Origin of the sequence: Streptomyces sp. ISL-98, from assembly GCF_018614055.1 — a bacterium.
GTDB lineage: Bacteria > Actinomycetota > Actinomycetes > Streptomycetales > Streptomycetaceae > Streptomyces > Streptomyces spiramyceticus.
In genome coordinates this window covers 99,475-125,946 of the sequence record NZ_JAGGPB010000032.1, presented here as the reverse complement: position 1 = coordinate 125,946, position 26,472 = coordinate 99,475, and the positions used below count along the sequence as shown (strand labels likewise).

Here is a 26,472-nt window from a genome sequence, read left to right as displayed (position 1 = left end):
TCGGCCCTGCCTTCCGATGTACGAACAACCATTCGTACATGTACACAACGTCGCACCCACGAGGAGCGTGCCCATGACCGCGAATCCGATCGCCGAGACCGTCGCCTCGCTGATGCCCCGCGCCAAGGCGGAGCTGGCCGAGCTGGTGGCCTTCCAGTCGGTGGCGGATCCCGCGCAGTTCCCGAAGAGCGAGTGCGAGGCCGCCGCGAACTGGGTCGCCGGCGCGCTGCGCTCCGAGGGCTTCCAGGACGTCGCGCTGCTGGACACCCCGGACGGCACCCAGTCCGTGTACGGCTTCCTGCCCGGTCCTGAGGGCGCTCCGACCGTTCTGCTGTACGCGCACTACGACGTGCAGCCGCCGCTCGATCTTGCTTCCTGGGTGACTCCGCCGTTCGAGCTGACCGAGCGCGACGGGCGTTGGTACGGGCGTGGCGCCGCCGATTGCAAGGGCGGCTTCATCATGCACCTGCTCGCGCTGCGCGCCCTCAAGGCGAACGGCGGCGTGCCTGTCTCCGTCAAGGTCGTCGCGGAGGGCTCGGAGGAGCAGGGCACGGGCGGCCTGGAGCAGTACGCGGAGGCGCACCCCGAGCTGCTCGCCGCCGACACCGTCGTCATCGGCGACACCGGCAACTTCCGCGTCGGCCTGCCGACGGTCACCGCGACGCTGCGCGGCATGACCATGCTGCGGGTACGGATCGACACCCTGGAAGGCAACCTGCACTCCGGCCAGTTCGGCGGCGCCGCACCCGACGCGCTGGCCGCGCTCATCCAGCTGCTGGCCTCGCTTCGCGCCGAGGACGGTTCGACGACCGTGGACGGGCTGACCGCGGACGCTTCGTGGGACGGCGTGGAGTACCCGGAGGCGGAGTTCCGCAAGGACGCCAAGGTGCTCGACGGCGTCGGCCTGATCGGCAGCGGCTCCGTCGCCGACCGCATCTGGGCCCGCCCCGCCGTCACGGTGATCGGCATCGACTGCCCGCCGGTCGTGGGCGCGACGCCGTCCCTCCAGGCGAGCGCGCGGGCGCAGATAAGCCTCCGGGTGCCGCCGGGCCAGGACGCCGCCGAGGCGACGAAGCTGCTGACCGCACACCTCGAATCGCACACGCCGTGGGGTGCGCGGGTCTCGGTGGAGCAGGTGGGTCAGGGCCAGCCGTTCAAGGCGGACATCAGCAGTCCGGCGTACACCTCGATGGCCGAGGCGATGCGTGTGGCGTACCCGGGCCAGGAGATGCAGGCGTCCGGCATGGGCGGCTCGATCCCGCTGTGCAACACGCTCGCCGCGCTCTACCCGGAGGCGGAGATTCTGCTCATCGGGCTGAGCGAGCCGGAGGCGCAGATCCACGCGGTGAACGAGAGCGTGTCGCCCGAGGAGCTGGAGCGGATGTCCGTTGCCGAGGCGCTGTTCCTGGTCAACTACGCGGAGTCCAAGAAGGGTTAAGCGGAGAGCGGAGATCGCCGACAGCGAAGATCCGTGCGGCGGGCGGCACGCGCTGCGTACGTTCGTCGCATGGATCTTGTCGAGGTAATCCCCGAGCGACTGCACATGTTCCGCTTCCCGATCGGCCAGGCGTACCTCTGGCGCGAGAGCGGGGAGCCGGACGCGGAACTGACCCTGATCGACGCGGGCAACAAGGACGCCGCCCCTGACATCGAAGCGGCGATACGGAGCCTGGGCCTGCGCCCGCAGAACATCCGCCGCATCGTCCTCACCCACTGCCACCGCGACCACGTGGGCGCCGCCCAGGAACTCGCCGACCGCTACGGCGCCGAGATCGTGGCCCACCGGCTCGACGCGCCCGTCATCCGAGGCGACCGGCCGGTGCCGGAGCCCGTACTGCTGGACTGGGAGCGTCCGCTGTACGCCCACGGGCTGACCGTGCCGCCGGCCCCGCCCACCCGGGTCGACCGGGAGGCCGAGGACGGCGACCTGCTGGACTTCGGCGGCGGCGCGCAGGTGGTGCACTCCCCGGGCCACACGGACGGCAGCATCGCCGTCCATCTGCCGGAGTACGGCGTGCTGTTCACGGGCGACTGCGTCGCAGGCGTGGGCCAGGTCATGCTCGGTGTGTTCAACACCGACCGGGAGCGGGCGCTGGCCTCGTTCCGCCGGCTGGCCGCGCTCGCCCCCGCCACGGTCTGCTTCGGCCACGGCGATCCGCTGACCGCCGACGCCGCCGCCGTCCTGCGCGCGTCAGCCGACCGGGACTCCGGCCTCCAGGTTGAGCACGACTGACCGCTCGCGGGCCCGCAGAGCCCAGCGGAGACGCTCGTAACGGTTGGGGGGCAGCAGCCCGGCGGCCTCCTCCTCGGTGACGAACCGCCAGCCACGCAGCTCGGATCCTGGCAGCAGCAGCCGCTTGGCTTCCGTGCTGTCGAGCCTGCCGCCGTCGAAGATCAGCCGCAGGCCGCCGTAGGCGGGCGCCCGGGGCGGCTCCCAGTCGACGACAAGCAGCCCTGGTACGTCGGTGAGTTGTATCCCTATCTCCTCCTTGACTTCGCGCATTCCGGCGCGCGCGGGCGGCTCCCCCGGCTCCACGACGCCGCCGGGGAACTCCCAGCCGGGTTTGTACGTCGGGTCGACGAGCAGTACCCGGTCCGCCTCGTCGAAGAGGAGGACCCCCGCGGCAACGGTCTCGGCGGTCGGCTCCGGCGTCTGCACGATCTCGCAGGCGCCGGCGGCCCCGGTCCGTACCGCGTCGGCTATCCGGCAGGCCGTCTCGGCGGGGCTCAGCCGGCTGGTGTCGACGACGTGGGCGTCCTCGGCGAGCCAGGACAGGGCCGCACGGTACGGCTCGATGTGCTCGTACGCCCATTGACGTACACGTTCACTGACTTCGGGGTCGTCCTCCAGCTCCTCGCGGTCGGCGATCCGTTGGCGCAGGATCGTTTCGTCTGGCGCCAGCAGCACATGGCACACCGGGATACGGCGGGCAGCGAGCCCGCCGAAGATCTCGTCCCGGTACTCCTGCCGCAGGATCGTCATGGGCACCACCAGCGGCCCGCCGACCTCGGCGAGCAGAGCGGCGGCGGTGTCGACGACGAGGCGGCGCCAGATCGGGAGGTCCTGGTAGTCGCTGACCTCGGAGAGTCTTTTCTGCGGCAGCAGGTTGCGCAGTCCCCCGCCGATCAGTTCGGGGTCGTAGAAGGTGCTGTTCGGGATCAGATCGATCAGTTCGCGCGCGGCGCTGGTCTTGCCCGCACTGAACGCACCGTTGATCCAGACGATCACGGTTCCCCCTCTTCCGTAGCCCCCTGTGGCTTGCCCGCAACACCCTGCCACGGAAACCCGGGGTCACCGCATGGTGCCCGCGACCGTTTGGGCACACAACCGTGCTGATGCTGTTGCGGGTCGGAAGCAACGCCGACGGGCCCCGGCGGCGTCGAATCGTATGACAAGAGTGCCCTGGTGGGACGGGGGAACCGTGACGCACGTGCACGGAGTCTCGTTGGAGCACATGAGCGAGAGTTCGGCTGGTATGGGAACGGGGGTGCGGCATGAGTCGCATGGTGTTGGAACAGTTCCCGGCCGGAGGCCCGAGGGGCAGCTGGCCGGCGGAGGAATTCGCCTTGGCACGACGCGCGGAGGGGTGCCCGGCGGAGGTCGTGATGGACCTGGAGTCGGACGCGTTCCTGGTGATCGTGGTGCAGCGGGTGCCGGAGGGAGCCGGCACGTAGCCGCGGGCCGGCTTCTTTTCACTTTCTGGCCGGTCAGCTGCGGGAGCTGTCACAGAACACGTGAGTCGTCGGTTCTTCATGAGTGACAGCAACACGAGAAGGGCCGACTGATGAACAACGACGCGATCATGGTGACCGGTGCGACGGGCGTACTCGGCCGCAAGGTGCTGGAGCGGGCGCGCCGCACCGGGTTGCCGGTGCGGGCGCTCACCCGCAGGACCGTGCTGCCGGGCGATGCGGGCGTGACCTGGTTCACCGGTGACCTCGCGAGCGGGGCGGGTCTGGACGAGGCGTTCGCCGGGGTCCGCACGGTCATTCACTGCGCGACCGACATCTGGCACTTCAAGAACGACGTCCCGGCCTTCCACCACCTGCTGGAGGCCGCGCAGCGGGCCGGGGTCGAGCACGTCCTCAACATCTCTGTCGTCGGCATCGACCGGATCCCGTACCCCTATTACCGGATCAAGCTGGAAGGGGAGCGGCTGCTGGCGGCCTCGGGAATCGGCTGGACCAATCTGCGCGCCACTCAGTTCCCCGAGCTTCTGGACAGGACCTTTGGCGTCTTGTCCAAGCTGCCCGTGGTCATCGTGCCGGCCCGTACCGTCTGCCAGCCGGTCGACCCGGGTGAAGTCGCGGACCGGCTCGTCGAGTTGGCGCTCAACGGGCCGGCCGGACAGGTGCCGGACCTGGCCGGGCCGACGGTGTACTCGATAGACCGGCTGGCCAGGAGCTGGCTGCGGGCGGCGGGCAAGCGCCGCCTCGTCCTGCGCGTGCTCATCCCGGGGAAGGTCGGCGCGGGCTTTCGTTCCGGGGATCTGACCGCGCCCGACCGCGCGGTGGGCAAGCGGACCTGGGAGGAGTACCTGGCCGAGAAGGTCGCCCGCTGACGTCGACGCGGACATTGCGCCGCACGGGTCCCAGCGGGACCGACGCCCGGACGCTCAGCCCTTGCTCGATCCCAGGGTCAGGCCCGCGATGAAGTGGCGTTGCAGGAGCAGGAAGACCAGCAGGGTCGGCAGGGCGACGATCACCGAGCCCGCCGCCAGCAGGTTGTAGTCGGTGAAGAACTGGCCGCGGAGGTTGTTCAGCGCCGAGGTGATGGGGAGTTTGTCGCCGTCGGACATGAAGACCAGTGCCCACAGGAAGTCGTTGTACATCCAGGTGAACTGGAGCGTGCCCAGGGCGGCGAGGGCCGGGCGGCACAGTGGCAGGGTGATGCGCCAGTACTGGGTCCAAACGCCCGCGCCGTCGACGATGGCCGCCTCCAGGATTTCGTACGGCAGGGCGCGCATGAAGTTCGCCAGGACGAAGACGCAGAAGCCGGTCTGGAAGCCGACCTGGACCGAGACGACCGCCCAGTACGAGTCGAACATCGTCATCGAGTCGGACATCCAGTACGGCAGCGGGATGCGGTTGAAGAGGACGTACAGCGGCGTCACGATGACCTGCTGCGGCAGCAGGTTGCCCGCGGTGAAGAGCATCAGGAGGAGCATCGAGCCGCGCATCCGCAGCCGTGCGACCGCGAAGGCCACGAAGGAGGCGAGGAAGAGGGTGACGAGAACGCCCGGCACCGCGATGATCAAGGTGTTGACGAAATACTTCGTCATCCCCGAGTCGGTGAAGGCCTGTTGGTAGTAGTCGAAGGAGAGACGGTCGGGGAGGGAGAAGTAGCCGTGCTCGGAGGTCTCTTCGTACGGGCGCAGGGACGCGTAGACCGCCAGGGCGAGCGGGGCGAGGAAGGCCAGCGAGACGGCCATCAGGAAGGCGTGCAGGCCGAGCCTGGCCGGGCGTACCCGCGTCATCGGTTCTTCTCCCCTCGGAGCTCCTGGACCAGGTACGTCACGACGAAGGCCAGCGAGACGCCCAGCAGGACGACGGCGATCGCCGAGCCGAAGCCGATGCGGCTCGCCTCGCCGATGATGTTGTCGGTGACGAGCACCGAGAGCACCTCGAGGCCGTTTCTGCCGTGGTTGACGGCGTACACGATGTCGAAGGCGCGCAGGGACTCGATGACGGTGATGACGCGGACGATGATGTTGACGGGGCGCAGCGTCGGGAGGACGACGCGGAAGAAGGTCTGCGTCTCGCTCGCGCCGTCGATGGCGGCGGCTTCCTTGAGGGACCGGTCGACGGCTTTCAGCCCGGCCAGGTAGAGGATCATGACGTAGCCGGTGTGCCGCCAGGCGGCGGCGATCAGGATCATCCAGATGTTCAGGTCGGGGTCGCCGAGCCAGTCGGTGGGGGTCCTGGTGTCGCCGAGTACGGCGTTGAGCGCGCCCTGGTCGCGGGAGAAGACCAGCTGGGCGATGAAGCCGACGACGGCCAGCGAGAGCACGACGGGCATGTAGAGCGTCGACTGGTAGAAGCGGCTGAAGCGGACGCCCTTGTCGATGAGTACGGCGAGCAGCAGCCCGAACGGGGTGGCGAGGCAGCCGAGGAAGGCCAGCCACAACAGGTTGTGGCGTACGGCGGGCCAGAACACCGGGTAGTTGGTGAAGAGGTTGGTGTAGTTGTCCGTACCGACCCACTCGATGTCTCCGATGCCGTCCCAGTTGGTGAAGGACAGCACGACGGAGGCGAGGGTCGGGCCCCACACGATGGCGATGTCGAGCAGGATCGGTATGCCAAGCAGCACGCCGAGGACGGCGAGGTCGCGCGGAGTGAACCGGCGCGGGCCTCGTCGTCGTCCGGCGCGCTGTGCGGTGGTCGACGGCACTGGTCGGGGCTCCAAGTGGGTGGGGGCGGGCGTCAGTCGGAGGCGAAGATGGTCTTCTTCTGGCTCTCGATGTCGTTGACCAGGCCGTCCACGTCGTTGGGGTTGCTGATGAACTTCTGGATGGCCGGAATCATCACGGTCGACGAGAAGTCCGGCCGGGTGTCGCGGTCCAGGAACTGGGATATCTGCCGGGCGCCCGAGACGAGTGCGACGGCCTTCTTCTGGATCGGCGTGTAGGTGGAGGTGTCGGCCCGGTCGCTGACGGCGATGTTGTTGGGGTCACCGGCCAGGTAGATGTCCTCGGCCTTGCCCGTGGCCAGCCAGGACAGCAGGTCCTTCGCGCTCTCCATGGTCTTTTTGTTCTTGAGGTTCTTCGACTTCTTCGCCAGCAGGAAGCCGTCGATGGGCGCCTCGACCGCGTCCTGGCCGTGCTCCGGATTGATCTCCGGGAACGGGAAGAAGTCGAGGTCGTCCTGCTCCGCCTTCGGGAACTGGGCGCCGGGGTGCGGGAGTCCGAAGACCGCCATGCCGGTCTCGCGCTTCTGGAGGGAGGTGGCGGCTTCCTGCCAGGTGCGGCCGTTGGCGCCCTCGTGGCAGTACGGGAGGATCCTGCGCCAGGTGTCGAAGACCTCCCTGACGCGCTTGTCGGTCCACGCCTCGCGGCCTGCCATCAGGGACTTGTGGAATTCGTAGCCGTTGGTGCGCATATTGATGTAGTCGAAGGTGCCCATCGCGGGCCAGCCGTCCTTGTCGCAGAAGGCGATGGGGACGAGCTTGTCCTTCTTCATCTGCCGGGCGAGGGCAATGTAGTCGTCGAGGGTGCCGGGGGCTTCGTAGCCGTACTTCGAGAAGACGCTCTTCCGGTGGAAGACCGCCCACGGGTAGTAGTAGTACGGCACGAGGTACTGCTTGCCGTCCTCGCCCGTCGACTGGTCCTTGAGGGCCGGGGAGAAACCCTCGAAGCCCTTCCAGATGTCGCTGATGTCGTACAGCAGGCCCTTCTTGGCGAAGAACTGCATCCGGTAACCGGCGAACCACATGAATACGTCGTCCGGCTTGCCCTGGAGATAGCGGTTGATGTTCTCCTGGAAGGTGTTGTGGTCGACGGTGTTGACCTTGATCCTGCGACCGCCTCCGGCCTGTTTCTCGTACGCCCGGAAAGCCTCGGCGAATGCCTTCTTCGGCACCGGGTCGGAGGAATTCGAGCCCATCGTGACCGTACGGCCGTCGCCGCCGGGACCACTGCCACAGGCGGTGAGCAGCGAAGGCAGCGCGACCGCTCCCGCGCCCGCGGCCGCACCGCGCAGGAGATCCCGGCGGGACATCCGATGTCCTGCCACGCTCCCGGGAACGGCTGGACCATTGAACCCTGACTGAGCCATGTCCCCTCCTCCGAGGTAGAACTCAACACAACCGAACGCGAGGCTTGGATCTCAACCCCCAAGCGGGCACGCCGTCAAGCGTTCTGACGAGATACCGGACAACCGTTACCGCGCCTCTTCCAACAGACTCCAACGCGCTCTACCTTAAACGCGCATGCTGACACGTACACGACATCGGCTGATCTCTCGCGCACACGGAGGAACGTAACGATGCGTCACCTTCCCGTCCGCACACCCCCTGGCGGAGTCGCCGGCAGAGTCGTCGGAGCGCTGGCCGCAGCGCTGCTGGCCACGACCGGACTCGCCGCGCCGGCCGCCGCGCACAGCGACGGCACACCGCCCTCACCGGCCACAGCAGCACCCGCCGACCCGCTCGCCGAGGGACTCGCGCCCACCCCGCCCATGGGATTCAACAACTGGAACTCCACGCACTGCCGGGCCGATTTCAACGAGGCGATGATCAAAGGCATCGCGGACATCTTCGTCGAGAAGGGCCTCAAGGAAGCCGGATACGAATACGTCAATCTCGACGACTGCTGGGCGAAGCCACAGCGCGACGCGGACGGCAAACTCGTGCCCGATCCGGTGCGTTTCCCGAACGGCATCAAGGCCGTCGCCGACTACGTCCACTCCAAGGGCCTCAAGTTCGGCATCTACACCAGTGCCGGCACCAAGACCTGCAACCCCGCGGGCTTTCCCGGCGGGCTCGGCCATGAGTACAGCGATGCGAAGCAGTTCGCCGACTGGGGCGTCGACTACCTCAAATACGACAACTGCAACAACCTGGGCGTCGACGCCAAGTTGCGCTACAAGACCATGCGCGACGCGCTCAGGGCCACGGGCCGCCCCATCGTCCACAGCATCTGCGAATGGGGCGAGAACAGGCCCTGGGAGTGGGCCGCCGACGTCGGACACCTGTGGCGTACGACCGGCGACATCAGCGACAGCTGGGGATCGATGCTGTCGATCATGAAGCAGAACCTGCCGCTCGCACCGTACGCGGGGCCCGGCCACTGGAACGACCCCGACATGCTGGAGGTCGGCAACGGCGGCATGACGGACACCGAGTACCGCACCCACTTCTCGATGTGGTCGGTCATGGCGGCGCCCCTGCTCATCGGCTCCGACCTGCGCAAGGCGACCCCCGAGACCTTCGAGATCCTCGGCAACCGTGAGGTCATCGCCGTCGACCAGGATCGTCTCGGCAAGCAGGGCGCCGTGCTGAGCTCCGAGGGCGGGCGCTGGGTCGTCACCAAGGAGATGGCGGACGGCGGCCGCACCGTGGCCCTCTTCAACGAGAGCGGCAGCCCGCAGCGCATCGCGACGACGGCGGAGGCGGTCGGCCTGCCGGACGCGCCGGGCTACCGCATGCGCGATCTGTGGCAGCACAGGAGCAGCCACACCACTGGGACGATCTCGGCGACCGTTCCCGCTCACGGCACGGTGCTGCTCCGCGTGGCGCCGGACGAGAAGTGGGCCGGGCTGCCGCCGGCCGTGGAACTGACCGCGGACGGCTCCCCGACGGCCGAGGAGGGCCGGACGGCCGGGATTGTCTCCACGGTCGCCGACCTCGGCCGTACGCCCGTACGCGACGTCTCGGTTTCGCTGGCCGGTCCTGCGGGCTGGACGGCCGTACCGGCCTCGCGGCCTTCGGTTCCGGTGCTTCAGGGCGGCGCGAGGCTCCGTACCGAGTGGAAGGTGTCCGTACCGGACGGCACGGACCCGGGTACGTACGATCTGGCACTCACCGCGAAGTACCGGACGCCGCAGGGTGATCGGACGGCCGTCACCGCGCCGGTGGGCGTGCGGGTCGTGGTGGCGCCGCCCGCCGGGGTCTCGCAGCTCAGTGACCTGGGCTGGATGAGCGCCGCCAATGGCTGGGGTCCCGTCGAGAAGGACCGCAGCAACGGTGAGAGCGGCGCGGGCGACGGCAGGCCGATCACCATCGGCGGCCAGGCATTCGCCAAGGGCCTCGGGGTCCATGCCGCGAGTACGGTCGAGTACTACGCGGGCGGGAAGTGCTCCGGCGTCACCGCTCGGGTGGGTCTCGACGACGAGGCGGGCCTCCGGGGCACGGTCGCGTTCGAGATCTGGGCCGACGGGAGAAAGGCCGCCTCGACGGGCACGCTGACCAACGTCATGCCGTCGCAGCCGATTTCGGCCGATGTGAGCGGTGCGCAGGTGGTGCGTCTGGTGGTCACGGACGGCGGGGACGGGATCGACTACGACCACGCGGACTGGGCGGATGCGAAGTTGAGTTGCTGAGATGGTGAGTTGCGAGCGGTGAGGTGATGGCCGTGAAGTGATGGGCCGTCAGTTCGTCAGTTGCTGAGGGCCGTCGCCGTCTCGCCCGGCTTCCTCCCGAGTAGGGCGGCGGCGGCCGCACCGACCAGGCCGGCGTCGGTGCCGGTGAGCGCCGGGGCGACCGTAAGACGTTGTACGAACGAGAGCGTGGCGTAGTCGCGCAGCGCGCGGCGCAGGGGCACGAACAGCACGTCGCCCGCGCCCGCCACTCCCCCGCCGATGACCGCGATGTCGATCTCGACCAGCGTCGCTGTGGCCGCGATACCCGCTGCCAGGGCCTGGGCGGCCCGTTCGAACGAGGCGACGGCGACCGGATCTCCGGCGCGGGCGGCAGCCGCCACCGCGGCGGCGGTGGCGTCGCCGTCGGGGCCGGGCCGCCAGCCCTGCTCGACGGCCCTGCGCGCGATATTGGGCCCGCTGGCGATTCGCTCCACGCAGCCGCGCGATCCGCACGGGCAGGGGTCGCCGTCCAGGTCGACGCTGATGTGGCCGATGTGGCCCGCATTGCCCGTGGGCCCGGGGTGCAGCTGCCCGCCGAGGACGAGGCCGCCGCCTACGCCGGTCGAGACGACCATGCACAGGGCGTTGTCATAGCCGCGGGCCGCGCCCTGCCAGTGTTCGGCGGCCGTCATGGCGACGCCGTCGCCGACGAGTGCGACCGGCCGGCCGCCGACCGTACGCCGTACCCGCTCGACCAGCGGGAAGTCGCGCCAGCCGGGGACGTTGACCGGGCTGACCGTACCGGCGGAGGCGTCCACAGGACCCGCGCTGCCAATACCGACGGCCGTCGCGCGCTCCCACAGCGGGGACGCGGTCAGCTCGGCGAGCACCGCGGCCACGGCACGCATCACCGTCTCGCCGTTCTCCCGGGCGGGGGTCGGCCGCTGCGCCCGCAGGAGAAGTCGGCCGTCGCCGTCCACCAACGCGCCCGCGATCTTGGTGCCGCCGATGTCGAGAGCTGCGACGAGGTCGGTGTGCATCGGTGTGGGATCTCCAGGCGGAACGAGGTGGCGGCAGGTCAGAGCCAGTCTCCATTCACCTGACAACGTTGTCCAGGCCCTATGCTCGACGCCACACCCCTTCGACCCCGCCGCACACCCCGACCGACACCTCCGAGCACTACCCGGAACACGACCCGAGCACGCCCCGAGCACGCCTCCGACGACGACAGGACAGGACAGCGCACCGTGGCCGACACCGAGAGCCGCCCCGAGCCCCGTTACGGCAACCGGCCGACCATGAAGGATGTGGCCGCCCGCGCCGGAGTCGGTCTCAAGACGGTCTCCCGCGTGGTGAACGGCGAACCGGGCGTCACACCCGACACAGAGCAGCGCGTCCATGAAGCGATCGCGGCCCTGGGCTTCCGCCGCAACGACAGCGCCCGGGTGCTCCGCAAGGGCCGCACCGCCAGCATCGGCCTGGTGCTGGAAGACCTCGCCGACCCCTTCTACGGGCCGCTGAACCGCGCCGTCGAGGAAGTGGCCCGCGCCCACGGCGCCCTCCTCATCAACGGGTCGAGCGCCGAAGACCCCGGCCGCGAGCAGGAGTTGGTGCTCGCGCTCTGCGCCCGGCGCGTCGACGGCCTGATCGTGATCCCGGCCGGTGACGACCACCGTTACCTGGAGCCGGAGATAGCGGCGGGCATCGCCACCGTCTTCGTGGACCGCCCCGCCGGGAAGATCGACGCGGACGTGGTGCTCTCCGACAGCTTCGGCGGCGCGCGCGAGGGCGTGGCCCATCTGATCGCCCACGGGCACCGCCGCATCGGCTTCATCGGCGACCAGCCCCGCATTCACACCGCCCACGAGCGGCTGCGCGGCTACCACGCCGCCATGGAGGAAGCCGGGCTGCAGGTCGACGACGCGTGGGTGTCGCTCGGCAGCACCGCACCCGAACGGGTCCGCGACGCGGCCACCGCGATGCTGGACGCAGCCGAGCCCGTCACCGCCCTCTTCGCGGGCAACAACCGGGTGACCGTGACGGCTGTACGGGTCCTGGCCGGCCGGGAGCACCCCGTCGCCCTGGTCGGGTTCGACGACATCGAGCTCGCCGACCTGCTGCAGCCGGGCCTCACCGTCGTGGCCCAGGACGCCACCGCGCTGGGCCGCACCGCGGCCAACCGCCTCTTCCGCCGCCTCGACGGCGTGGACGACGCCCCCAGCCGCGTGGAACTCCCGACACGCCTCATCGCGCGCGGCTCGGGCGAAATTCCGCCCTGGACGCACTGAGCCGGACGGGTGGCCGGACCGTCGTACCGTTGCGCGGCCTCAGCAGACGGGGAGGCCGGGCACCGGCTGGTCGTTGTCGCCGCCCTTGATGTAGACATCGCTGACGAAGACGTTGGTGTTGCCGTTGTCGTCGTCGGTCTTGGCCCACCAGACGTTCGTCCACTGGCCGGAGGTCTCCCTGCGGCCGAGGTTCTGCTGGCAGTAGAAGTAGTTGGTGCCGGCGTTCAGGACTCCGACTTCGGTGCCGGACGCGGTGTAGGACTTCGCGGTCTGCCAGACGGTGCAGTTGTACTTGCCCGCGCCGATGGAGTGGCAGGCCGGCTCCGGGGCCGGGGTGCCGGGGTCCCCTCCGCCGCCGCTGGTCGTGGTCGTGGAGCCGCCGCTGCCCGAGCCGCCGCTCGTCGAGCCGCCCGAATCGCCCGAGCCCCCTGACGTGTCCGAGCCGCCGGAGGAGCCGGACGTATCCGAATCGCCGTCGTCGGAACCGCCGTCCGCGCCGCCCGAGCCCCCGGAGTCCTTGCCGTCGTCGCCCTTCGCGGGCGGCTTCGCGTCCTTGCCCGGCGTCTTGTCGGCGGGCTTCCCGGAGGGCTCGGCGCTGGTCGGCATCTTCGTCGCGGAACGCTCGCCGTCTCCGGGTTCACGCTCGCCGCTGCCGGGCGACGCGCTCTCCCCCGCGCCGTTCGCCAGCTCGCCGGACGTCTGTTCCGTACGGTCGGTGAGGGCGTACGTCACGCCGCCTCCGGCGAGCAGCACTGCCGCGACGCCCGCCGCCACCAGGACCTTGCCGCGCCCCGGCCGCCGCTCTGGAGTCGCGGGCTGGGCAGCGGGAGCGGGAGCGGCGGCCACGGGAACGGGCGCGACGGGACCCGGTCCTGGCGGTGCCTGCTGCCGGTCCATCGCGGGGCCGAACCCCTCGGGCCGGTGCGGCAGCACATCGCGCACCGTGGCCTCCCTCGGCGCACCCTGCGGCCCGGGGCCGCCCTGGGTCTGCCCGGCACCGCCCAGCGCCGTGGTGGCCGTCGTGTCCTCGCCGGCCGCCACCGCCGCCAGCAGCCGGGCCGCCTCCGCCGCGTCGGGCCGCTGCGCCGGGTCCTTCTGCATCAGCTGCTGGAGTACGGGCCCGAGCGGCCCCGAGCGTCGAGGCTCGGGCAGCGGCTCCTGGACGATCGCGGTCAGCGTCGACCAGGTCGACGTACGGCGGAACGGCGAGCCGCCTTCCACCGCCGCGTACAGCGTCGCGCCGAGCGCCCATACGTCCGACGCGGGCCCCGGTTCGTGGCCCTGTGCGCGCTCGGGCGCCAAGTAGTCGAGGGAGCCGACCAGTTCGCCGCTGCGCGTGAGATGGGTGGTGGAGCCGTCGCCCGGGTCGTCCATCGCGGCGATCCCGAAGTCGGTGAGGACCACCCGTCCGCCGGGCTCCAGCAGCACATTGCCCGGCTTGACGTCACGGTGCAGCACTCCGGCACGGTGGGCGGCGCCCAGCGCGTCCAGCACCTTCGCGCCGATGGACGCCGCCTCGCGCGGCTCCAGGACGCCCCGCTCGTTCAGTACGTCGTCCAGGGAAGGCCCGTCGATGAGCTCCATGACGATGACCGGGCGTCCGTCGTGGTCGGCGACGTCGTGCACGGCGATGACTCCGGGGTGGCGCACACGCGCGGCGGCTCGCGCCTCGCGCTGCATGCGCACCCGCAGACCGGACAGTTCGGGCCCGGAGGCGTCGTTGTACGTCCGCAGTTCCTTGACCGCGACCTCACGGCCCAGCACCTCGTCGACGGCCCGCCAGACGACGCCCATGCCACCCCGGCCGAGCTGCTCGACCACCCGGTAGCGGCCGGCGATCCGCTCGTTCTCCCCCGAAGACACCGCTGCCCCGTTCCTGCTGTCGCGTGTGTGGACGCGTACAGAGTACGGGGCAGCTGTGACACCGGATTCGGGGTGTCGGCGGCCGTTACCGGGCCGTGGCCGCCACTTCCCGCGGCCGCTACTTGGCCGTGGCCGTGAGGTCCCCGCGGCGCGGCGACGCGAAGGCGTCGAGGTCCGCGCGGGTCAGGCCGGTGAGCCGGGCGACCTCGGCGGTGTCCAGGGCGCCGCAGTCGATGCCGCGCAGCAGGTAACCGCTGAGCGCCTTGGCGGTGGCGGGCTCGTCCATGACGTCGCCGCCCGCGTGGTTGACGTACGCGGCGAGGCGCGCGGCAGCCTGCTCGTACCCCTCGCGGTAGAACGCGAACACGGCCGCGTACCGGGTCGGGATGTGCGCCGGGTGCATGTCCCAGCCCTGGTAGTAGGCGCGGGCCAGGGCGCGGCGGGTGAGGCCGTAGTGGAGCCGCCAGGCCTCGTGTACGTGCTCTGTGGAGCCGACCGGCAGGACGTTGGTGGAGCCGTCGGAGACGCGCACGCCGGTGCCCGCGGCCGCGACCTGCATGATCGCCTTGGCGTGGTCGGCGGCCGGGTGGTCGCTGGCCTGGTAGGCGGCGCTGACGCCGAGGCAGGCGCTGTAGTCGAAGGTGCCGTAGTGCAGTCCGGTGGCGCGGCCCTCGGCGGCGCCGATCATCCGTGCCACGGCGGCGGTGCCGTCGGCGGCGAGGATGGACTGGCTGGTCTCGATCTGGATCTCGAAGCCGATCCGGCCGGCGTCCAGGCCGCGCGCCTTCTCGAACTCTTCGAGGAGGCGCACCATCGCGGTGACCTGCTCGGGGTACGTCACCTTGGGCAGCGTGAGGACGAGCCCGTCGGGCAGACCGCCGGCCTCCATCAGGCCGGTGAGGAAGATGTCGAGGGTGCGGATGCCGCGGTCGCGTACGGCGGCTTCCATGCACTTCATGCGGATGCCCATGTACGGGGCCGCCGTCCCCTTCGCGTACGCCTCGCTGATCAGCCGGGCTGCGCGGGCCGCGTGGGCGTCCTCGTCGGCGTCGGTGCGGCCGCCGTAGCCGTCCTCGAAGTCGACGCGCAGGTCCTCGATGGGCTCCCGCTCCAGCTTGGCCCGTACGCGGTCGTAGACCGGTCCTGCGAGCTCGTCGGAGAGGCCGAGGACGGCGGCGAGCGACGCGGCGTCCGGCGCGTGCTCGTCGAGGGCGGCCAGGGCCTGGTCGCCCCAGCTGCGGATGGTGTCGGCGGCGAAGACGTCGCCGGGGACGTAGACCGTGTGGACGGGCTGCCGGGTCCCTGGGTCTCCCGGGTAGCGGCGGGCGAGCTCCTCGTCGACCGGTACGAGGGACGCGCTGATGCCCTCGCTGACCGCGCCTGTGAGGCTCGTCGCCACCTTCTCCTGCTGACCCATTCCAACCCTCCAATTTTCCGCTTCACGGAATCAACAATCCGCATGGTGAAGTTAATGGTCGGTCGTGACCTGCGTCAATGGTCTCCGGAAAGCGGCCGGGGCCGCGCGGTGAAGATCACCACACGGCCCCGGCTCTTTACGCCCTCTCGCTGACTTCCGCAGGTCAGCCCTTGCGGGCCTTGACCTCTTCGGTCAGCTGCGGGACGACCGCGAACAGGTCGCCGACCACGCCGTAGTCGACGAGGTCGAAGATCGGGGCCTCGGCGTCCTTGTTGATGGCCACGATGGTCTTCGAGGTCTGCATGCCGGCCCGGTGCTGGATCGCGCCGGAGATGCCGGAGGCGATGTACAGCTGCGGGGAGACCGACTTGCCGGTCTGGCCGACCTGGTTGGAGTGCGGGTACCAGCCGGCGTCCACGGCGGCGCGCGAGGCACCGACAGCGGCACCGAGCGAGTCGGCGAGCTCCTCGATGACGTGGAAGTTCTCGGCGCCGTTGACGCCGCGACCGCCGGAGACCACGATCGCGGCCTCGGTCAGCTCGGGGCGGCCGGTCGACTCGCGCGGGGTGCGGGAGACGACCTTGGTGCCGGTGGACTTCTCACCGAAGGAGACGGCGAGCGCCTCGACGGCGCCCGCGGCCGGGGCGGCCTCGACCGGCGCCGAGTTCGGCTTCACGGTGATGACCGGGGTGCCCTTGGAGACACGGGACTTGGTGGTGTACGAGGCGGCGAACACGGCCTGCGTGGCCACCGGGCCCTCGTCGCCCGCTTCCAGGTCGACGGCGTCCGTGATGATGCCGGAGCCGATACGGACCGCGAGGCGGGCCGCGATCTCCTTGCCCTCGGCGGAGGACGGGACGAGCACGGCGGCCGGCGACACGGCGTCGTACGCGGCCTGGAGCGCGTCCACCTTCGGTACGACGAGGTAGTCGGCGAACTCGGGGGCGTCGGCGGTGAGGACCTTCACGGCGCCGTGCTCGGCGAGCACCGCGGCGGTGGCCTCGGCACCGGAGCCGAGGGCGACGGCGACGGGCTCGCCGACGCGGCGAGCGAGCGTCAGCAGCTCAAGGGTGGGCTTGCGGACGGCGCCGTCCACGTGGTCGACGTAGACAAGAACTTCAGCCATGGGACTTCAATCTCCTGCGAGTGCGAAGAATCTGGGGGCAGTAGGGGGCGCGCGAGCCTTAGATGAACTTCTGGCCCGCAAGGAACTCGGCCAGCTGCTTGCCGCCCTCGCCCTCGTCCTTGACGATCGTGCCGGCGGTGCGCGCCGGGCGCTCCGTGGCGGAGTCGACCTTGGTCCAGGAGCCTTCGAGGCCGACCTCGTCGGCGTCGATGTCCAGGTCGTCCAGGTCCAGGGACTCCACCGGCTTCTTCTTGGCGGCCATGATGCCCTTGAAGGACGGGTAGCGGGCCTCGCCCGACTGGTCCGTCACGGACACGACGGCCGGCAGGGAGGCCTCCAGCAGCTCGCTCGCGGTGTCGCCGTCGCGGCGGCCCTTCACGACACCGTCCTCGACGGAGACCTCGGAGAGCAGCGTGACCTGCGGGACGCCCAGGCGCTCGGCCAGGATCGCCGGGAGGACACCCATGCCGCCGTCGGTCGACGCCATACCGGCGATGACCAGGTCGTAGCCGGTCTTCTCGATGGCCTTGGCGAGCACCAGCGAGGTGGCCATGACGTCACTGCCGTGCAGGTCGTCGTCCTCGACGTGGACGGCCTTGTCGGCGCCCATGGACAGCGCCTTGCGCAGGGCGTCCTTGGCGTCCTCGGGACCGACGGTCAGCACGGTGATCTCCGCGTCGTCGGCCTCGTCGGCGATCTGCAGCGCCTGCTCGACGGCGTACTCGTCGAGCTCCGACAGCAGGCCGTCGACGTCGTCGCGGTCGACGGTCAGGTCATCGGCGAAGTGCCGGTCGCCGGTGGCGTCGGGCACGTACTTCACACAGACAACGATCCTCAAGCTCACGCCGGCTCTCCTACTGCATCGTCTATTTCTTGACTGCCTCGTTGCAGGCAGCATAGGCGCCTGAAGGGGCGGATCCCGGTCGGGGCGGACCCCGCGCCGACTGGAATATTACTCGTCAGTACACCCAGCTCTTTCCCCGTAAGCAAGCGCTTTGAACTGTGACCTTGCCAACGCTGCGTAATCGGAAGGCAGCGGGAACTCTCAGTCCCTCAGCGCGTTGAAGCGACCTTGGTGATAGAGCAGCGGCCGGCCGTGTCCCGCGGGGTCTCCGGCAACAACCTGGCCGAGCACGATCCGATGATCCCCCGCGGGCACGCGCGCCACCACACGGCACACCAGCCACGCCAGTACGCCGTCGAGCAGCGGCACGCCCTCGGGGCCGGTACGCCACCGGGTGGGCGGCGCGAAACGGTCGGCGCCACTGCGCGCGAAGGTGGCCGCCAGCCCCTGCTGGTCCTCGGCCAGGATGTGTACGCCGATGTGCTCGGCCTCGGCCAGCACCGGCCAGCTGGACGAGCCGGTGCCCACTCCGAAGGAAATCATCGGCGGATCGGCGGCGACCGAGTTGAGCGAGGTGGCGGTGAAACCGACGGGCCGCGAGCCCTGCGCGGTGATCACCGCGACACCGGCGGCGTGCCGCCGGAAGACCGAGCGCAGCAGTTCTGGAGAGCCCACCTGGGCTGCCCTGGTCATACGGCGTGGCCGAGCGCGGCGATGACAGCGGCCCGGCGCGGCTGCCCCGAAGCCCGGCGCACGATCCACCCGTCCGCGTCGAGCACGAGCACGGTCGGCGTCTTTACGATGCCCAGCTCCCGTACGAGATCGAGCCGCGCCTCCGCGTCAATCTCCACATGGGCCACTCCCTCGACCATGTGGGCGACTTCGGCGAGGGTCCGCCGGGTCGCCCGGCAGGGCTGGCAGAACGCGGTGGAGAACTGGACGAGAGTCGCCCGCTCCCCCGGCTCCGCACCGATCTCGGCCGCACCAAGTTTCCTACCGCCGTCGTGCCCTGACACCCGCTGCCTCCCCTTGTTCCGACGTGTCCCTTTCCAGCATTCACGGCATGAAGACGATTCCCGCACTTTCCCTACGTGACGAGAATCTCCCGGCCGAAAGACCCCAGGGCTGGCTACTCGGCCGCTCATGGGGCACGATCTGCCCAACGCCGCTAAACCTACGGCTGCGTAACTTCCGCCGGGAGAGCCCTCCCCGGGCACAGAAGGGTCACCCCTGACATGGCAGAACTCGTCTATCGACCGGTCATCGGTGCCGCACGTACCTTGTTCAAGGCGCTGGACCTGAAGATCGACACGCAGGGTTCTGAAAACGTCCCCCGCACCGGTGGCGCCGTGCTGGTGAGCAATCACATCAGCTACCTCGACTTCATCTTCGCCGGACTCGGCGCGCTGCCGCAGAAGCGCCTGGTGCGCTTCATGGCGAAGGACGCGGTGTTCCGGCACAAGATCGGCGGGCCGCTGATGCGCGGCATGAAGCACATCCCGGTGGACCGCAAGCAGGGTGAGACGGCGTACGCGCACGCTCTCGACTCGCTGCGTTCCGGCGAGGTCATCGGTGTCTTCCCGGAGGCGACGATCTCCGAGTCGTTCACGCTGAAGAGCTTCAAGTCGGGTGCGGCCCGGATGGCACAGGAGGCCGGGGTGCCGCTGATCCCTGTGGCCCTGTGGGGCACGCAGCGCCTGTGGACCAAGGGCAAGCCGCGCAATTTCGGCCGTAACCACATCCCGGTGACGATCCGCGTCGGCGAGCCGATGGACGCACCCAAGGACGAGTTCGCGGGCGCCATGACCCGGCGGCTGCGCGGGCGCGTGCAGGAGCTTCTCGAAGCGGCTCAGCGCGCGTACCCCGTACGCCCGAAGAACGCCGAGGACACCTGGTGGGTCCCGGCGCACCTCGGTGGCACGGCGCCGACCGCCGCGCAGGTGCGCGAGGCCGGCTGACCGTCCGTACGGCCTGATTTACTCCGGGGGGCTACTCCGGGGAGCGGACGGTGATCCGCGCCCCGGGGCTCAGCTTCTCCAGCGACTCGGCGAGTTCGGCCCCTGCGGCCTCGAGCTCGCCGATCGTCATGGGGGCCATGCTTTCCAGCAGGAAGACGGCGCTGACCGACTCCTCGGTCAGGCGCGTGCGGACACCCTGGCGCCAGTTCCAGCGCCGGCAGGTGACGCCTTCGTCGTCGCACCAGACGACCTCGCCCGCGTCGGGGTGCTCGACGACGTCCTCGCCGCCCGCGACCGTCACGAAGGGCTCCTCGCCGGTGGCCCGTACGAGCCTCATGCCGCCCGTGATCCGGTCCAGGTCCTCGCCGCCGACCGGGATGAGGTGCGCGACGCTTATGGCGTTGTAGAGATCGACGAGCAGATTGATGCGCGGCAGTCCGGCGTCCGACAGCGCGCGCTTGGCGAGCGCCTCGGCGGAGTTGCGGTTGCGGGACGGCTTGGTGCCGAAGGCCGTGTACGCGGCCCGCCAGGCGGCCATGTGCGGGTCCTCGTGCGGGGCGAGGCTGCCGAGGCGCTCGGTGAGGCGGCGCGTCGCGTCGTCGAGGAGGGCCGAACTGTTCGCGTCGCTGGGCCCGTTGACCAGGCCGTGGGCCTCGACGGCGAGGTGGGTGAAGCCGGGGGCGAGGGCCCGCACCTCGTCCGACACGGTGAGTGTGAGTGTCATGTCTGCCTTGCCTCGGGGGCGTTCAGAGTGCGACGGGGAGTGTCCGCCAGAGGTACGGCCGGTCCGGGGCGGCTCGCAGAGCGCGCAGGACGGCCGGATGTGGTGCAGCATACAACACCGGGTAGTCCACTTCACTGCACTCTTGACGCACGGACCAGGCCAGCCGCTCACCGTCGAGGGAGAACTGCGCGTCCACGCCGGGCTTGTTGCCGCGCGGATCCTGCCGCGACCAGGCACTCTGCCCCGGGAGCTTGATGGCGACCAAGCCGTGGACCATCGGATTCGAGCCGTCGTCGTCCGTGAGCCGCTGATAGCAGAGCGCGGTGGGGATGGACTCGGCGCGCAGCAGGGCGGCGAGGGCGTGGGACTTGGCGTGGCAGATTCCGGTGCGCTGCGCGAGGACGTCGGAGGCACGCCAGGTGACGCGCATGTCGCCCGTGTCGTGGGAGTGCGGGACGGTGTCGCGTACGAACTCGTAGGCCGCTTTGGCGTATGTGTATGCATCGGACGCTTCGGCGCGCAGCTTCGCCGCCACGTCCCGTACGAGCGGATGTTCATGGTCGACGGCCTCGTCGGACGCCAAGTAGGCCGAAAGGGCCGGGGTTTCCTGGATCATCTCCATGGCGGCCGAGCATAAAGACGCGGCCGACCGGAAGTCAATCACTTTCCGGTCAGCCGCATATTTATGCGATGCGTGCGTTATGCGTGCTACCTGGCCATCTCTTCCTTGAGCGCCTGCACGAAGCCGTCGACGTCGTCCTCCGAGGTGTCGAAGGAGCACATCCAGCGGACGTCGCCCGCCGCCTCGTTCCAGAAGTAGAAGCGGTAGCGCTCCTGCAGACGCACACTGACGTCGTGCGGCAGCCGCGCGAAGACGGCGTTGGCCTGCACCGGATAGAGGATCTCCACGCCGTCCACCGAGCGGACACCGGCGGCGAGCCGCTGCGCCATCTCGTTCGCGTGGCGGGCATTGCGCAGCCACAGGTCGCGCGCGAGCATCGCCTCCAACTGCACCGATACGAAGCGCATCTTGGAGGCGAGCTGCATCGACATCTTGCGCAGGTGCTTCATGGCGCGCACCGCGTCGGGGTTGAGGACGACCACGGCCTCACCGAAGACCATGCCGTTCTTGGTGCCGCCGAAGGTCAGGATGTCGACGCCCACGGTGTTGGTGAAGGTCCGCAGCGGTACGTCGAGCGAGGCCGCGGCGTTGGATATCCGGGCGCCGTCGAGGTGCACCTTCATCCCGTGCTGGTGCGCGTGGTCGCAGATCGCCCGGATCTCGTCCGGTGTGTAGACCGTGCCCAGCTCGGTGTTCTGGGTGATCGAGACGACCTGCGGCATGGCACGGTGCTCGTCCTCCCAGCCGTACGCCTGCCGGTCGATGAGCTCGGGCGTCAGCTTGCCGTCCGGCGTCGGTACGGTCAGCAGCTTGAGGCCGCCGACCCGCTCCGGGGCGCCGCACTCGTCGACGTTGATGTGCGCACTCTCGGCGGCGATGACCGCACCCCACCGGTCCGTGAGCGCCTGGAGGGCGACCACGTTGGCGCCGGTCCCGTTGAAGACGGGGAACGCCTCGGCGAGCGGGCCGAAGTGGCTGTGCATGATCCGCTGGAGGTGGTCGGTGTAGTCGTCCTCGCCGTAGGCGACCTGGTGGCCGCCGTTGGCGAGGGCGATCGCGGCGAGAACTTCGGGGTGTGCGCCCGCGTAGTTGTCGCTCGCGAAGCCACGTACCAGCGGGTCGTGGTGCCGACGGGCGTCGGTCTTCGCCGTGTTGTTCTGGTTCACGGCTTGGGGGTCAGCCACAGGCGCTGTCCATTCACTTCCCTGGCGGGCTTCTCCCAGACTCCGGCGATGGCCTCGGCCAGTTCCTTGACGTCCGTGAAGCCCGCGAACTTCGCGTTCGGGCGCTCGGCGCGCATCGCGTCGTGCACCAGTGCCTTGACGATCAGGATGGCAGCCGCGGCCCGCGGACCGTCGTCGCCCCCCGCCTTGCGGAAGGAGTCGGAGAGCGCGAGGGTCCATGCCTCGGCGGCGGCCTTGCCCGCGTTGTACGCGGCGTTGTTCGCCGTGGGCTTGGCCGCACCGGACTGGCTCACCAGGACGAACCGGCCGCGGTCGCTGCGCAGCAGCGCGTCGTGGAAGGCGATCGAGGTGTGCTGGACGGTACGGATGAGGAGCTTCTCCAGGAAGTCCCAGTCCGCGAGGTCGGTCTCGGTGAAGGACTTCGCGCCGCGCCAGCCGCCGACAAGGTGGACCATGCCGTCGACCCGGCCGAATTCCTTCTCGGTCTTGTCGACCCAGTCCCGGGTGGCTTCCAGGTCGAGAAGGTCGACGATGTCACCGGTGACGGTGGCGCCGCCGTGGGCGTACCGGGCCGCGTCGACGGCCTCCGCGAGGCGTGCCGCGTCGGCGTCGGAGGCCACCACGACGGCCCCTGCCTCGGCGAGCCTCAGCAGAGCGGCGCGGCCGGCCGGTCCACCGGCTCCGGCGACCGCGACGACGGCGCCTTCCAGCGGTCCTCCATTGCCGTTACCGACGGTGTTTGCGGTCATGTTCGTCGCCTCCTGGGCGCGAGGGCTCACGCGGCCACCCGCTCGGCACTCGCCGCGGTGATCCCCTTGGTCGAGGCGATCACATTCTTCAGCTTCTTGGAAAGCGCCTCATAGAACATGCTCAACGGAAACTCGTCCGGAAGCACGTCGTCGACGAGTTTGCGCGGGGGCAGCGACAGATCCAGGGCGTCCGGGCCCTTGGCCCAGCGCGAGCCGGGGTGGGGTGCCAGGTACGTCGAGACCAGGTCGTACGCCGCGAACCAGTGGACCAGCTTCGGACGGTCGATGCCCGCCCGGTAGAGGTCCTCGATCTCGGAGCAGAGCTGGTTGGTGACCTGCGGAGCACGCTCCCAGTCGATCTTCAGCGTGTTGTCGGTCCAGCGCACCACATCGTGCTTGTGGAGGTACGCGAAGAGCAGCTGGCCGCCGAGGCCGTCGTAGTTGCGGACGCGGTCGCCGCTGACCGGGAAGCGGAACATCCGGTCGAACAGCACGGCGTACTGCACGTCGCGGCCGTGCGCGTTGCCCTCGGCTTCGAGCTTCACGGCCTCCTTGAAGGCGGTGAGGTCGCAGCGCAGCTCCTCCAGGCCGTACATCCAGAACGGCTGGCGCTGCTTGATCATGAACGGGTCGAAGGGCAGGTCGCCGTGGCTGTGGGTGCGGTCGTGGACCATGTCCCACAGGACGAAGGCCTGCTCGCAGCGGGTCTGGTCGGAGACCATCGCGCGGATGTCCTCGGGCAGTTCGAGGCCGAGGATCTCCACGGAGGCCTCGGTGACGCGGCGGAAGCGAGCCGCTTCGCGGTCGCAGAAGATGCCGCCCCAGGTGAAGCGCTCGGGGGCCTCGCGGACGGCGATCGTCTCCGGGAAGAGCACCGCGGAGTGGGTGTCGTACCCGGCGGTGAAGTCCTCGAAGGTGATGCCGAGGAAGAGCGGGTTGTCGTAACGGGTGCGCTCGAGCTCCGAAAGCCACTCGGGCCACACCATGCGCAGCACGACCGCTTCGAGGTTGCGGTCGGGGTTGCCGTTCTGCGTGTACATCGGGAAGACGACCAGGTGCTGCAGGCCGTCAGCGCGCTGCTGCGCGGGCTGGAAGGCGAGCAGCGAGTCCAGGAAGTCGGGTACGCCGAAGCCGCTGTCGGCCCACTTGCGCAGGTCGGCCACGAGGGCGCGGTGGTACGCGGCGTCGTGCTCCAGCAGCGGGGCGAGCGTCTCGACCGCGTTGATCACACGGTCGAGGGTGGCCTCCGCGGTGACGCGGGAGGGCGCCCCTTCGGCGTCGAAGTCGATGGAACCGTCGGCCGACTGCCAGGGCCGGATCTCCTCCACGGCATTCTTGAGCTCGGGCCAGGCCAGGTGCTCGACCACGCGCCGGGCGTCGGATATGCCGCCGGCTGCTATGTCCTGCACAAGAATTTCCGTCATGTCACTTCCTCCACGGGAGAACCTCGCGTCAAGGCACCGTATAGGTATTCACCCCTCCCACTCAAGTGGTGCCCCAATAAATTATCCTGCACAGCCCCCTTGATCGCAGCGATTCTTCCTGTCCTTGGCCGTACTGGCGATGGCTTCTGCCACTCCGGCCAAGGCATCGCGGGCGTCATCGAGGATTTCCGAGAAGCCGAAGAAGCCGTGGAACATCCCGGGACAGTGGCGTTCCGCGACCGTCACCCCGGCCCTCCGGAGCCTCTGCGCGTACGCCTGCCCCTCGTCGCAGAGCGGATCACAGCCCGCGGTGACGATGTACGCGGGCGGCAGCCCCGCAAGGTCGCCGGCCCGCAGCGGCGAGGCGTACCGATGGCCCCCGTCGCCGTCCGGGCCCAGGTACTGCTCCCAGAACCAGCGCAGCGCGGTCGCCCCCATGAAGTAGCCGGTGGCGTTCTTCCGGTACGAGTCGGTGTCCTGCCCGGCGTCGGCCGCCGGATAGACGAGCGCCTGAAGTGCGATGGCAGGGCCGCCACGCTCCTTCGCGATGAGCGCGGCCACGGCCGACAGGGTGCCGCCCGCGCTGTCGCCCGCGACGACCAGCGCCCGCGGGTCGCCGCCCAGCTCCCCGACATGGCCGGCGGCCCACAGCAGGGCGGCGTACGCGTCCTCGACGGCGGCGGGAAACCGGGCCTCGGGTGCGAGCCGGTAGTCGACGGAGACCAGCACGGCGCCCGAGGCGCGGCACAGGCCCCGGACGGTGAAGTCGTGGCTGTCCAGACCGCCGATGACCCAGCCGCCCCCGTGGCAGAAGACGACGGTGGGCCGGGGTCCCGGCGCGGCCTGCGGGTCGGGCCGGTAGATCCGCACGGGTATCCCTGGAGCGCCGTCCGGGCCCGGAATGGTCCGGTCCTCCACCGAGCCGACCTGCGGCGGCGCCACCGGCGGCTTCGGCAACGCGTCGATCATGCGGCGGGCCTCGACGGCGTCGGTGACGGCGCCGCCGAGATCGGGGAAGACGGAGGTCATGAGGTCGACCAGTTGCCGCGCATCGGGGGCCAGGCGGTCGCCGGCCTCGCCTGTCATCGGCCGCTCTCCTGGAGGCCGCTCTCCTTGAAGCCGCTCTCCTTGAAGCCGCTCTCCTTGAAGTACGGGATGACTTTCTCGCCCCACTGCCGGATCGTTTCCAGGCACGCCTCCTGCGGGACGGTGCCCATTTGGATCAAGCACATGATTTCGTCGGCGCCCGCGTCGCGGAGGCGTTCCACATACGCGATGGCGTCGTCCGCCGTGCCGTAGGCGTGGTCGGCGTTGAACGTGGCCGTGGAGGCGGGGCGTACCGGGATGTCGTGCTCGTGCAGCCGCGCGACGACCTGCTCGGCGGCCCTGCGCATCTCGGCCGCCTCGTCGGCGCCGTCGACGACCGCCTCGTCCGGGATGCCCGCGCCGCCGTACCAATGGCCGATGGACTGGGCGAAGAAACGCTGGCCGCGTACGCCGATGCGCCGCGCCCGTTGGCGGTCGTCGAGCACGATCGTCGGGCAGAGCACCGAGAAGTGGTCGTTGACGACGCTCGACACGAACCGCTCCGGGGTGCGGGTGGCGAGGGCGGCGTCGTACGCGGTACGCATCCCCGCGATCGACTCCGGTCCCGCGAAGCCCATCACCAGCGCGCCGATACCGAGCTCGGCGGCCTGGGTGAGGGTCTCGGTGCGGCTGCACGCGAGGAAGAGCGGAGGGTGCGGGATCTGCTCGGGCCGGGGCAGGATCGGATGCGGATCAATGTCGATCAGCTCGCCGTGATACTCCAGCTCGTCCTCCTGCCACGCCCTGCCGATGATCCGCAGCGCCTCCTCGACCTCCTGGGTCGTACGGTCCCTGTCGACCCCGCACAGCGAGGTCTCCTGCTCCGTACCGCCGCGCCCGGCTCCCAGGTCGAGCCTCCCGCCGGAGAGCAGGTCGAGCATGGCGGCGCGTTCGGCGACGCGCGCCGGGTGGTTGAAGCGGAACGGCATGCAGACGACGCCATGACCGATGCGGATGGTCGTGGTCTTCGCGGCCACCCAGGTGAGGAAGATCTCCGGGGCGGACATGTGCGCGTACCACTTCAGGGAATGGTGCTCGACGGCCCAGATCCGGTCGAAGCCCATCTCCTCGGCGAGCACCGCCTGTTCGACACTGTCGCGGATGACCTGATGCTCGCGCTCGACGGTGGGGTCGGCCAGTTGCGCCTCGAAGATGACGGAGAACTTCACG

The 26,472-nt window shown here is 69.9% G+C and carries 25 protein-coding genes; 7 read left to right on the top strand and 18 right to left on the bottom strand.

Going from position 1 to position 26,472, the window contains the following annotated elements; genetic code table 11:
* Positions 1–73 precede the first annotated feature (73 nt).
* Both J7I98_RS21705 and J7I98_RS21700 read left to right on the top strand, forming a co-directional pair.
* Complete coding sequence (locus J7I98_RS21705; RefSeq protein WP_214922856.1) at positions 74–1,438, top strand: dipeptidase; 1,365 nt, start codon at positions 74–76, stop codon at positions 1,436–1,438.
* Between the two features lie 69 nt (positions 1,439–1,507).
* Entirely contained in the window at positions 1,508–2,233 is a 726-nt protein-coding gene (locus J7I98_RS21700; protein WP_214922849.1) for an MBL fold metallo-hydrolase, read from the top strand.
* On the opposite strand, the gene J7I98_RS21695 is transcribed toward J7I98_RS21700, so the two are convergent.
* Complete coding sequence (locus tag J7I98_RS21695) at positions 2,192–3,229, bottom strand: NUDIX hydrolase (protein ID WP_214922846.1); 1,038 nt, start codon at positions 3,227–3,229, stop codon at positions 2,192–2,194. The genes J7I98_RS21700 and J7I98_RS21695 overlap by 42 nt on opposite strands.
* A gap of 266 nt (positions 3,230–3,495) precedes the next feature.
* Here J7I98_RS21695 and J7I98_RS21690 point away from each other — a divergent pair, with 266 nt between their 5' ends.
* Complete coding sequence (locus tag J7I98_RS21690) at positions 3,496–3,675, top strand: hypothetical protein (protein ID WP_214922839.1); 180 nt, start codon at positions 3,496–3,498, stop codon at positions 3,673–3,675.
* 110 nt (positions 3,676–3,785) lie between these two features.
* Positions 3,786–4,562, top strand: coding sequence for an SDR family oxidoreductase (locus J7I98_RS21685; RefSeq protein ID WP_214922837.1), 777 nt, complete (start codon positions 3,786–3,788; stop codon positions 4,560–4,562).
* 54 nt (positions 4,563–4,616) lie between these two features.
* On the opposite strand, the gene J7I98_RS21680 is transcribed toward J7I98_RS21685, so the two are convergent.
* From J7I98_RS21680 to J7I98_RS21670, 3 genes are read right to left on the bottom strand one after another with little or no spacing between them, the layout of a single operon-like run.
* A complete protein-coding gene (locus J7I98_RS21680; RefSeq protein WP_214922830.1) occupies positions 4,617–5,477 on the bottom strand; it encodes a carbohydrate ABC transporter permease in 861 nt (286 codons plus the stop codon).
* Positions 5,474–6,391 carry a carbohydrate ABC transporter permease gene (locus J7I98_RS21675; RefSeq protein ID WP_214922822.1) on the bottom strand — a complete coding sequence of 306 codons (918 nt, stop codon included), beginning with the start codon at positions 6,389–6,391 and terminating at the stop codon, positions 5,474–5,476. Before J7I98_RS21675 ends, J7I98_RS21680 begins: the two co-directional genes overlap by 4 nt.
* Before the next feature lie 32 nt (positions 6,392–6,423).
* A complete protein-coding gene (locus tag J7I98_RS21670; RefSeq protein ID WP_214922820.1) occupies positions 6,424–7,716 on the bottom strand; it encodes an ABC transporter substrate-binding protein in 1,293 nt (430 codons plus the stop codon).
* A 267-nt stretch (positions 7,717–7,983) separates the two neighbouring features.
* On the opposite strand from J7I98_RS21670, the gene J7I98_RS21665 reads away from it, so the two are divergent.
* Positions 7,984–10,038, top strand: a complete 2,055-nt coding sequence (locus J7I98_RS21665; protein ID WP_214922818.1) for an NPCBM/NEW2 domain-containing protein — start codon at positions 7,984–7,986, stop codon at positions 10,036–10,038.
* A gap of 56 nt (positions 10,039–10,094) precedes the next feature.
* Here J7I98_RS21665 and J7I98_RS21660 read toward each other — a convergent pair whose 3' ends face one another.
* Complete coding sequence (locus J7I98_RS21660) at positions 10,095–11,057, bottom strand: ROK family protein (protein WP_214922816.1); 963 nt, start codon at positions 11,055–11,057, stop codon at positions 10,095–10,097.
* A gap of 258 nt (positions 11,058–11,315) precedes the next feature.
* On the opposite strand from J7I98_RS21660, the gene J7I98_RS21655 reads away from it, so the two are divergent.
* Complete coding sequence (locus J7I98_RS21655; protein ID WP_251020988.1) at positions 11,316–12,305, top strand: LacI family DNA-binding transcriptional regulator; 990 nt, start codon at positions 11,316–11,318, stop codon at positions 12,303–12,305.
* A gap of 39 nt (positions 12,306–12,344) precedes the next feature.
* On the opposite strand, the gene J7I98_RS21650 is transcribed toward J7I98_RS21655, so the two are convergent.
* The 6 genes from J7I98_RS21650 to J7I98_RS21625 all read right to left on the bottom strand — a co-directional run bounded on the left by J7I98_RS21650 (position 12,345) and on the right by J7I98_RS21625 (position 18,700).
* The gene (locus J7I98_RS21650) at positions 12,345–14,168 is read right to left on the bottom strand and encodes a serine/threonine-protein kinase (RefSeq protein WP_214922811.1); all 1,824 of its coding nucleotides are present in this window, start codon (positions 14,166–14,168) and stop codon (positions 12,345–12,347) included.
* Between the two features lie 118 nt (positions 14,169–14,286).
* Entirely contained in the window at positions 14,287–15,585 is a 1,299-nt protein-coding gene (locus J7I98_RS21645) for an aldolase/citrate lyase family protein (RefSeq protein ID WP_214922809.1), read from the bottom strand.
* 163 nt (positions 15,586–15,748) lie between these two features.
* Positions 15,749–16,711 (bottom strand): electron transfer flavoprotein subunit alpha/FixB family protein, encoded by a 963-nt coding sequence (locus tag J7I98_RS21640; RefSeq protein WP_214922807.1) that lies wholly within the window; start codon positions 16,709–16,711, stop codon positions 15,749–15,751.
* A 58-nt stretch (positions 16,712–16,769) separates the two neighbouring features.
* Positions 16,770–17,555: an electron transfer flavoprotein subunit beta/FixA family protein gene (locus J7I98_RS21635; RefSeq protein WP_214922800.1), complete on the bottom strand. Its 786-nt coding sequence runs from the start codon at positions 17,553–17,555 to the stop codon at positions 16,770–16,772.
* Between the two features lie 201 nt (positions 17,556–17,756).
* On the bottom strand, positions 17,757–18,248 hold the full coding sequence (locus J7I98_RS21630; protein WP_214922793.1) for a flavin reductase family protein: 492 nt from the start codon (positions 18,246–18,248) through the stop codon (positions 17,757–17,759).
* Positions 18,245–18,700 carry a thioredoxin family protein gene (locus J7I98_RS21625; RefSeq protein WP_214922791.1) on the bottom strand — a complete coding sequence of 152 codons (456 nt, stop codon included), beginning with the start codon at positions 18,698–18,700 and terminating at the stop codon, positions 18,245–18,247. The genes J7I98_RS21630 and J7I98_RS21625 overlap by 4 nt, the downstream gene beginning before the upstream one ends.
* 90 nt (positions 18,701–18,790) lie before the next feature.
* On the opposite strand from J7I98_RS21625, the gene J7I98_RS21620 reads away from it, so the two are divergent.
* Entirely contained in the window at positions 18,791–19,513 is a 723-nt protein-coding gene (locus J7I98_RS21620) for a 1-acyl-sn-glycerol-3-phosphate acyltransferase (RefSeq protein ID WP_214922788.1), read from the top strand.
* A 31-nt stretch (positions 19,514–19,544) separates the two neighbouring features.
* Here the strand turns inward: J7I98_RS21620 and J7I98_RS21615 are convergent, their stop codons facing one another.
* The 7 genes from J7I98_RS21615 to J7I98_RS21585 form a co-directional block, all read right to left on the bottom strand.
* On the bottom strand, positions 19,545–20,237 hold the full coding sequence (locus J7I98_RS21615) for a B3/4 domain-containing protein (protein WP_214922786.1): 693 nt from the start codon (positions 20,235–20,237) through the stop codon (positions 19,545–19,547).
* Between the two features lie 22 nt (positions 20,238–20,259).
* Positions 20,260–20,859 carry a transglutaminase family protein gene (locus J7I98_RS21610; RefSeq protein WP_214922784.1) on the bottom strand — a complete coding sequence of 200 codons (600 nt, stop codon included), beginning with the start codon at positions 20,857–20,859 and terminating at the stop codon, positions 20,260–20,262.
* 86 nt (positions 20,860–20,945) lie between these two features.
* The gene (locus tag J7I98_RS21605) at positions 20,946–22,043 is read right to left on the bottom strand and encodes a low specificity L-threonine aldolase (RefSeq protein WP_308377881.1); all 1,098 of its coding nucleotides are present in this window, start codon (positions 22,041–22,043) and stop codon (positions 20,946–20,948) included.
* Complete coding sequence (locus tag J7I98_RS21600) at positions 22,022–22,792, bottom strand: SDR family oxidoreductase (protein WP_214922782.1); 771 nt, start codon at positions 22,790–22,792, stop codon at positions 22,022–22,024. The genes J7I98_RS21605 and J7I98_RS21600 overlap by 22 nt, the downstream gene beginning before the upstream one ends.
* Positions 22,793–22,818: 26 nt before the next feature.
* The gene (locus J7I98_RS21595) at positions 22,819–24,216 is read right to left on the bottom strand and encodes a DUF6421 family protein (protein ID WP_214922767.1); all 1,398 of its coding nucleotides are present in this window, start codon (positions 24,214–24,216) and stop codon (positions 22,819–22,821) included.
* Between the two features lie 81 nt (positions 24,217–24,297).
* A complete protein-coding gene (locus J7I98_RS21590) occupies positions 24,298–25,302 on the bottom strand; it encodes an alpha/beta hydrolase (RefSeq protein WP_214922764.1) in 1,005 nt (334 codons plus the stop codon).
* Positions 25,299–26,471, bottom strand: a complete 1,173-nt coding sequence (locus J7I98_RS21585) for an LLM class flavin-dependent oxidoreductase (protein ID WP_214922762.1) — start codon at positions 26,469–26,471, stop codon at positions 25,299–25,301. Before J7I98_RS21585 ends, J7I98_RS21590 begins: the two co-directional genes overlap by 4 nt.
* Position 26,472: the final 1 nt, after the last annotated feature.

Coding starts and splice junctions, on each gene's coding strand:
- J7I98_RS21660 (WP_214922816.1), bottom strand. CDS start 11,057: ATGCACACCGACCTCGTCGCAGCTCTCGACATCGGCGGCACCAAGATC.
- J7I98_RS21670 (WP_214922820.1), bottom strand. CDS start 7,716: ATGTCCCGCCGGGATCTCCTGCGCGGTGCGGCCGCGGGCGCGGGAGCG.
- J7I98_RS21600 (WP_214922782.1), bottom strand. CDS start 22,792: ATGACCGCAAACACCGTCGGTAACGGCAATGGAGGACCGCTGGAAGGC.
- J7I98_RS21705 (WP_214922856.1), top strand. CDS start 74: ATGACCGCGAATCCGATCGCCGAGACCGTCGCCTCGCTGATGCCCCGC.
- J7I98_RS21665 (WP_214922818.1), top strand. CDS start 7,984: ATGCGTCACCTTCCCGTCCGCACACCCCCTGGCGGAGTCGCCGGCAGA.
- J7I98_RS21645 (WP_214922809.1), bottom strand. CDS start 15,585: ATGGGTCAGCAGGAGAAGGTGGCGACGAGCCTCACAGGCGCGGTCAGC.
- J7I98_RS21700 (WP_214922849.1), top strand. CDS start 1,508: ATGGATCTTGTCGAGGTAATCCCCGAGCGACTGCACATGTTCCGCTTC.
- J7I98_RS21690 (WP_214922839.1), top strand. CDS start 3,496: ATGAGTCGCATGGTGTTGGAACAGTTCCCGGCCGGAGGCCCGAGGGGC.
- J7I98_RS21685 (WP_214922837.1), top strand. CDS start 3,786: ATGAACAACGACGCGATCATGGTGACCGGTGCGACGGGCGTACTCGGC.
- J7I98_RS21595 (WP_214922767.1), bottom strand. CDS start 24,216: ATGACGGAAATTCTTGTGCAGGACATAGCAGCCGGCGGCATATCCGAC.
- J7I98_RS21655 (WP_251020988.1), top strand. CDS start 11,316: ATGAAGGATGTGGCCGCCCGCGCCGGAGTCGGTCTCAAGACGGTCTCC.
- J7I98_RS21615 (WP_214922786.1), bottom strand. CDS start 20,237: ATGACACTCACACTCACCGTGTCGGACGAGGTGCGGGCCCTCGCCCCC.
- J7I98_RS21630 (WP_214922793.1), bottom strand. CDS start 18,248: ATGACCAGGGCAGCCCAGGTGGGCTCTCCAGAACTGCTGCGCTCGGTC.
- J7I98_RS21590 (WP_214922764.1), bottom strand. CDS start 25,302: ATGACAGGCGAGGCCGGCGACCGCCTGGCCCCCGATGCGCGGCAACTG.
- J7I98_RS21620 (WP_214922788.1), top strand. CDS start 18,791: ATGGCAGAACTCGTCTATCGACCGGTCATCGGTGCCGCACGTACCTTG.
- J7I98_RS21680 (WP_214922830.1), bottom strand. CDS start 5,477: ATGACGCGGGTACGCCCGGCCAGGCTCGGCCTGCACGCCTTCCTGATG.
- J7I98_RS21640 (WP_214922807.1), bottom strand. CDS start 16,711: ATGGCTGAAGTTCTTGTCTACGTCGACCACGTGGACGGCGCCGTCCGC.
- J7I98_RS21625 (WP_214922791.1), bottom strand. CDS start 18,700: ATGAGCGGCCGAGTAGCCAGCCCTGGGGTCTTTCGGCCGGGAGATTCT.
- J7I98_RS21610 (WP_214922784.1), bottom strand. CDS start 20,859: ATGGAGATGATCCAGGAAACCCCGGCCCTTTCGGCCTACTTGGCGTCC.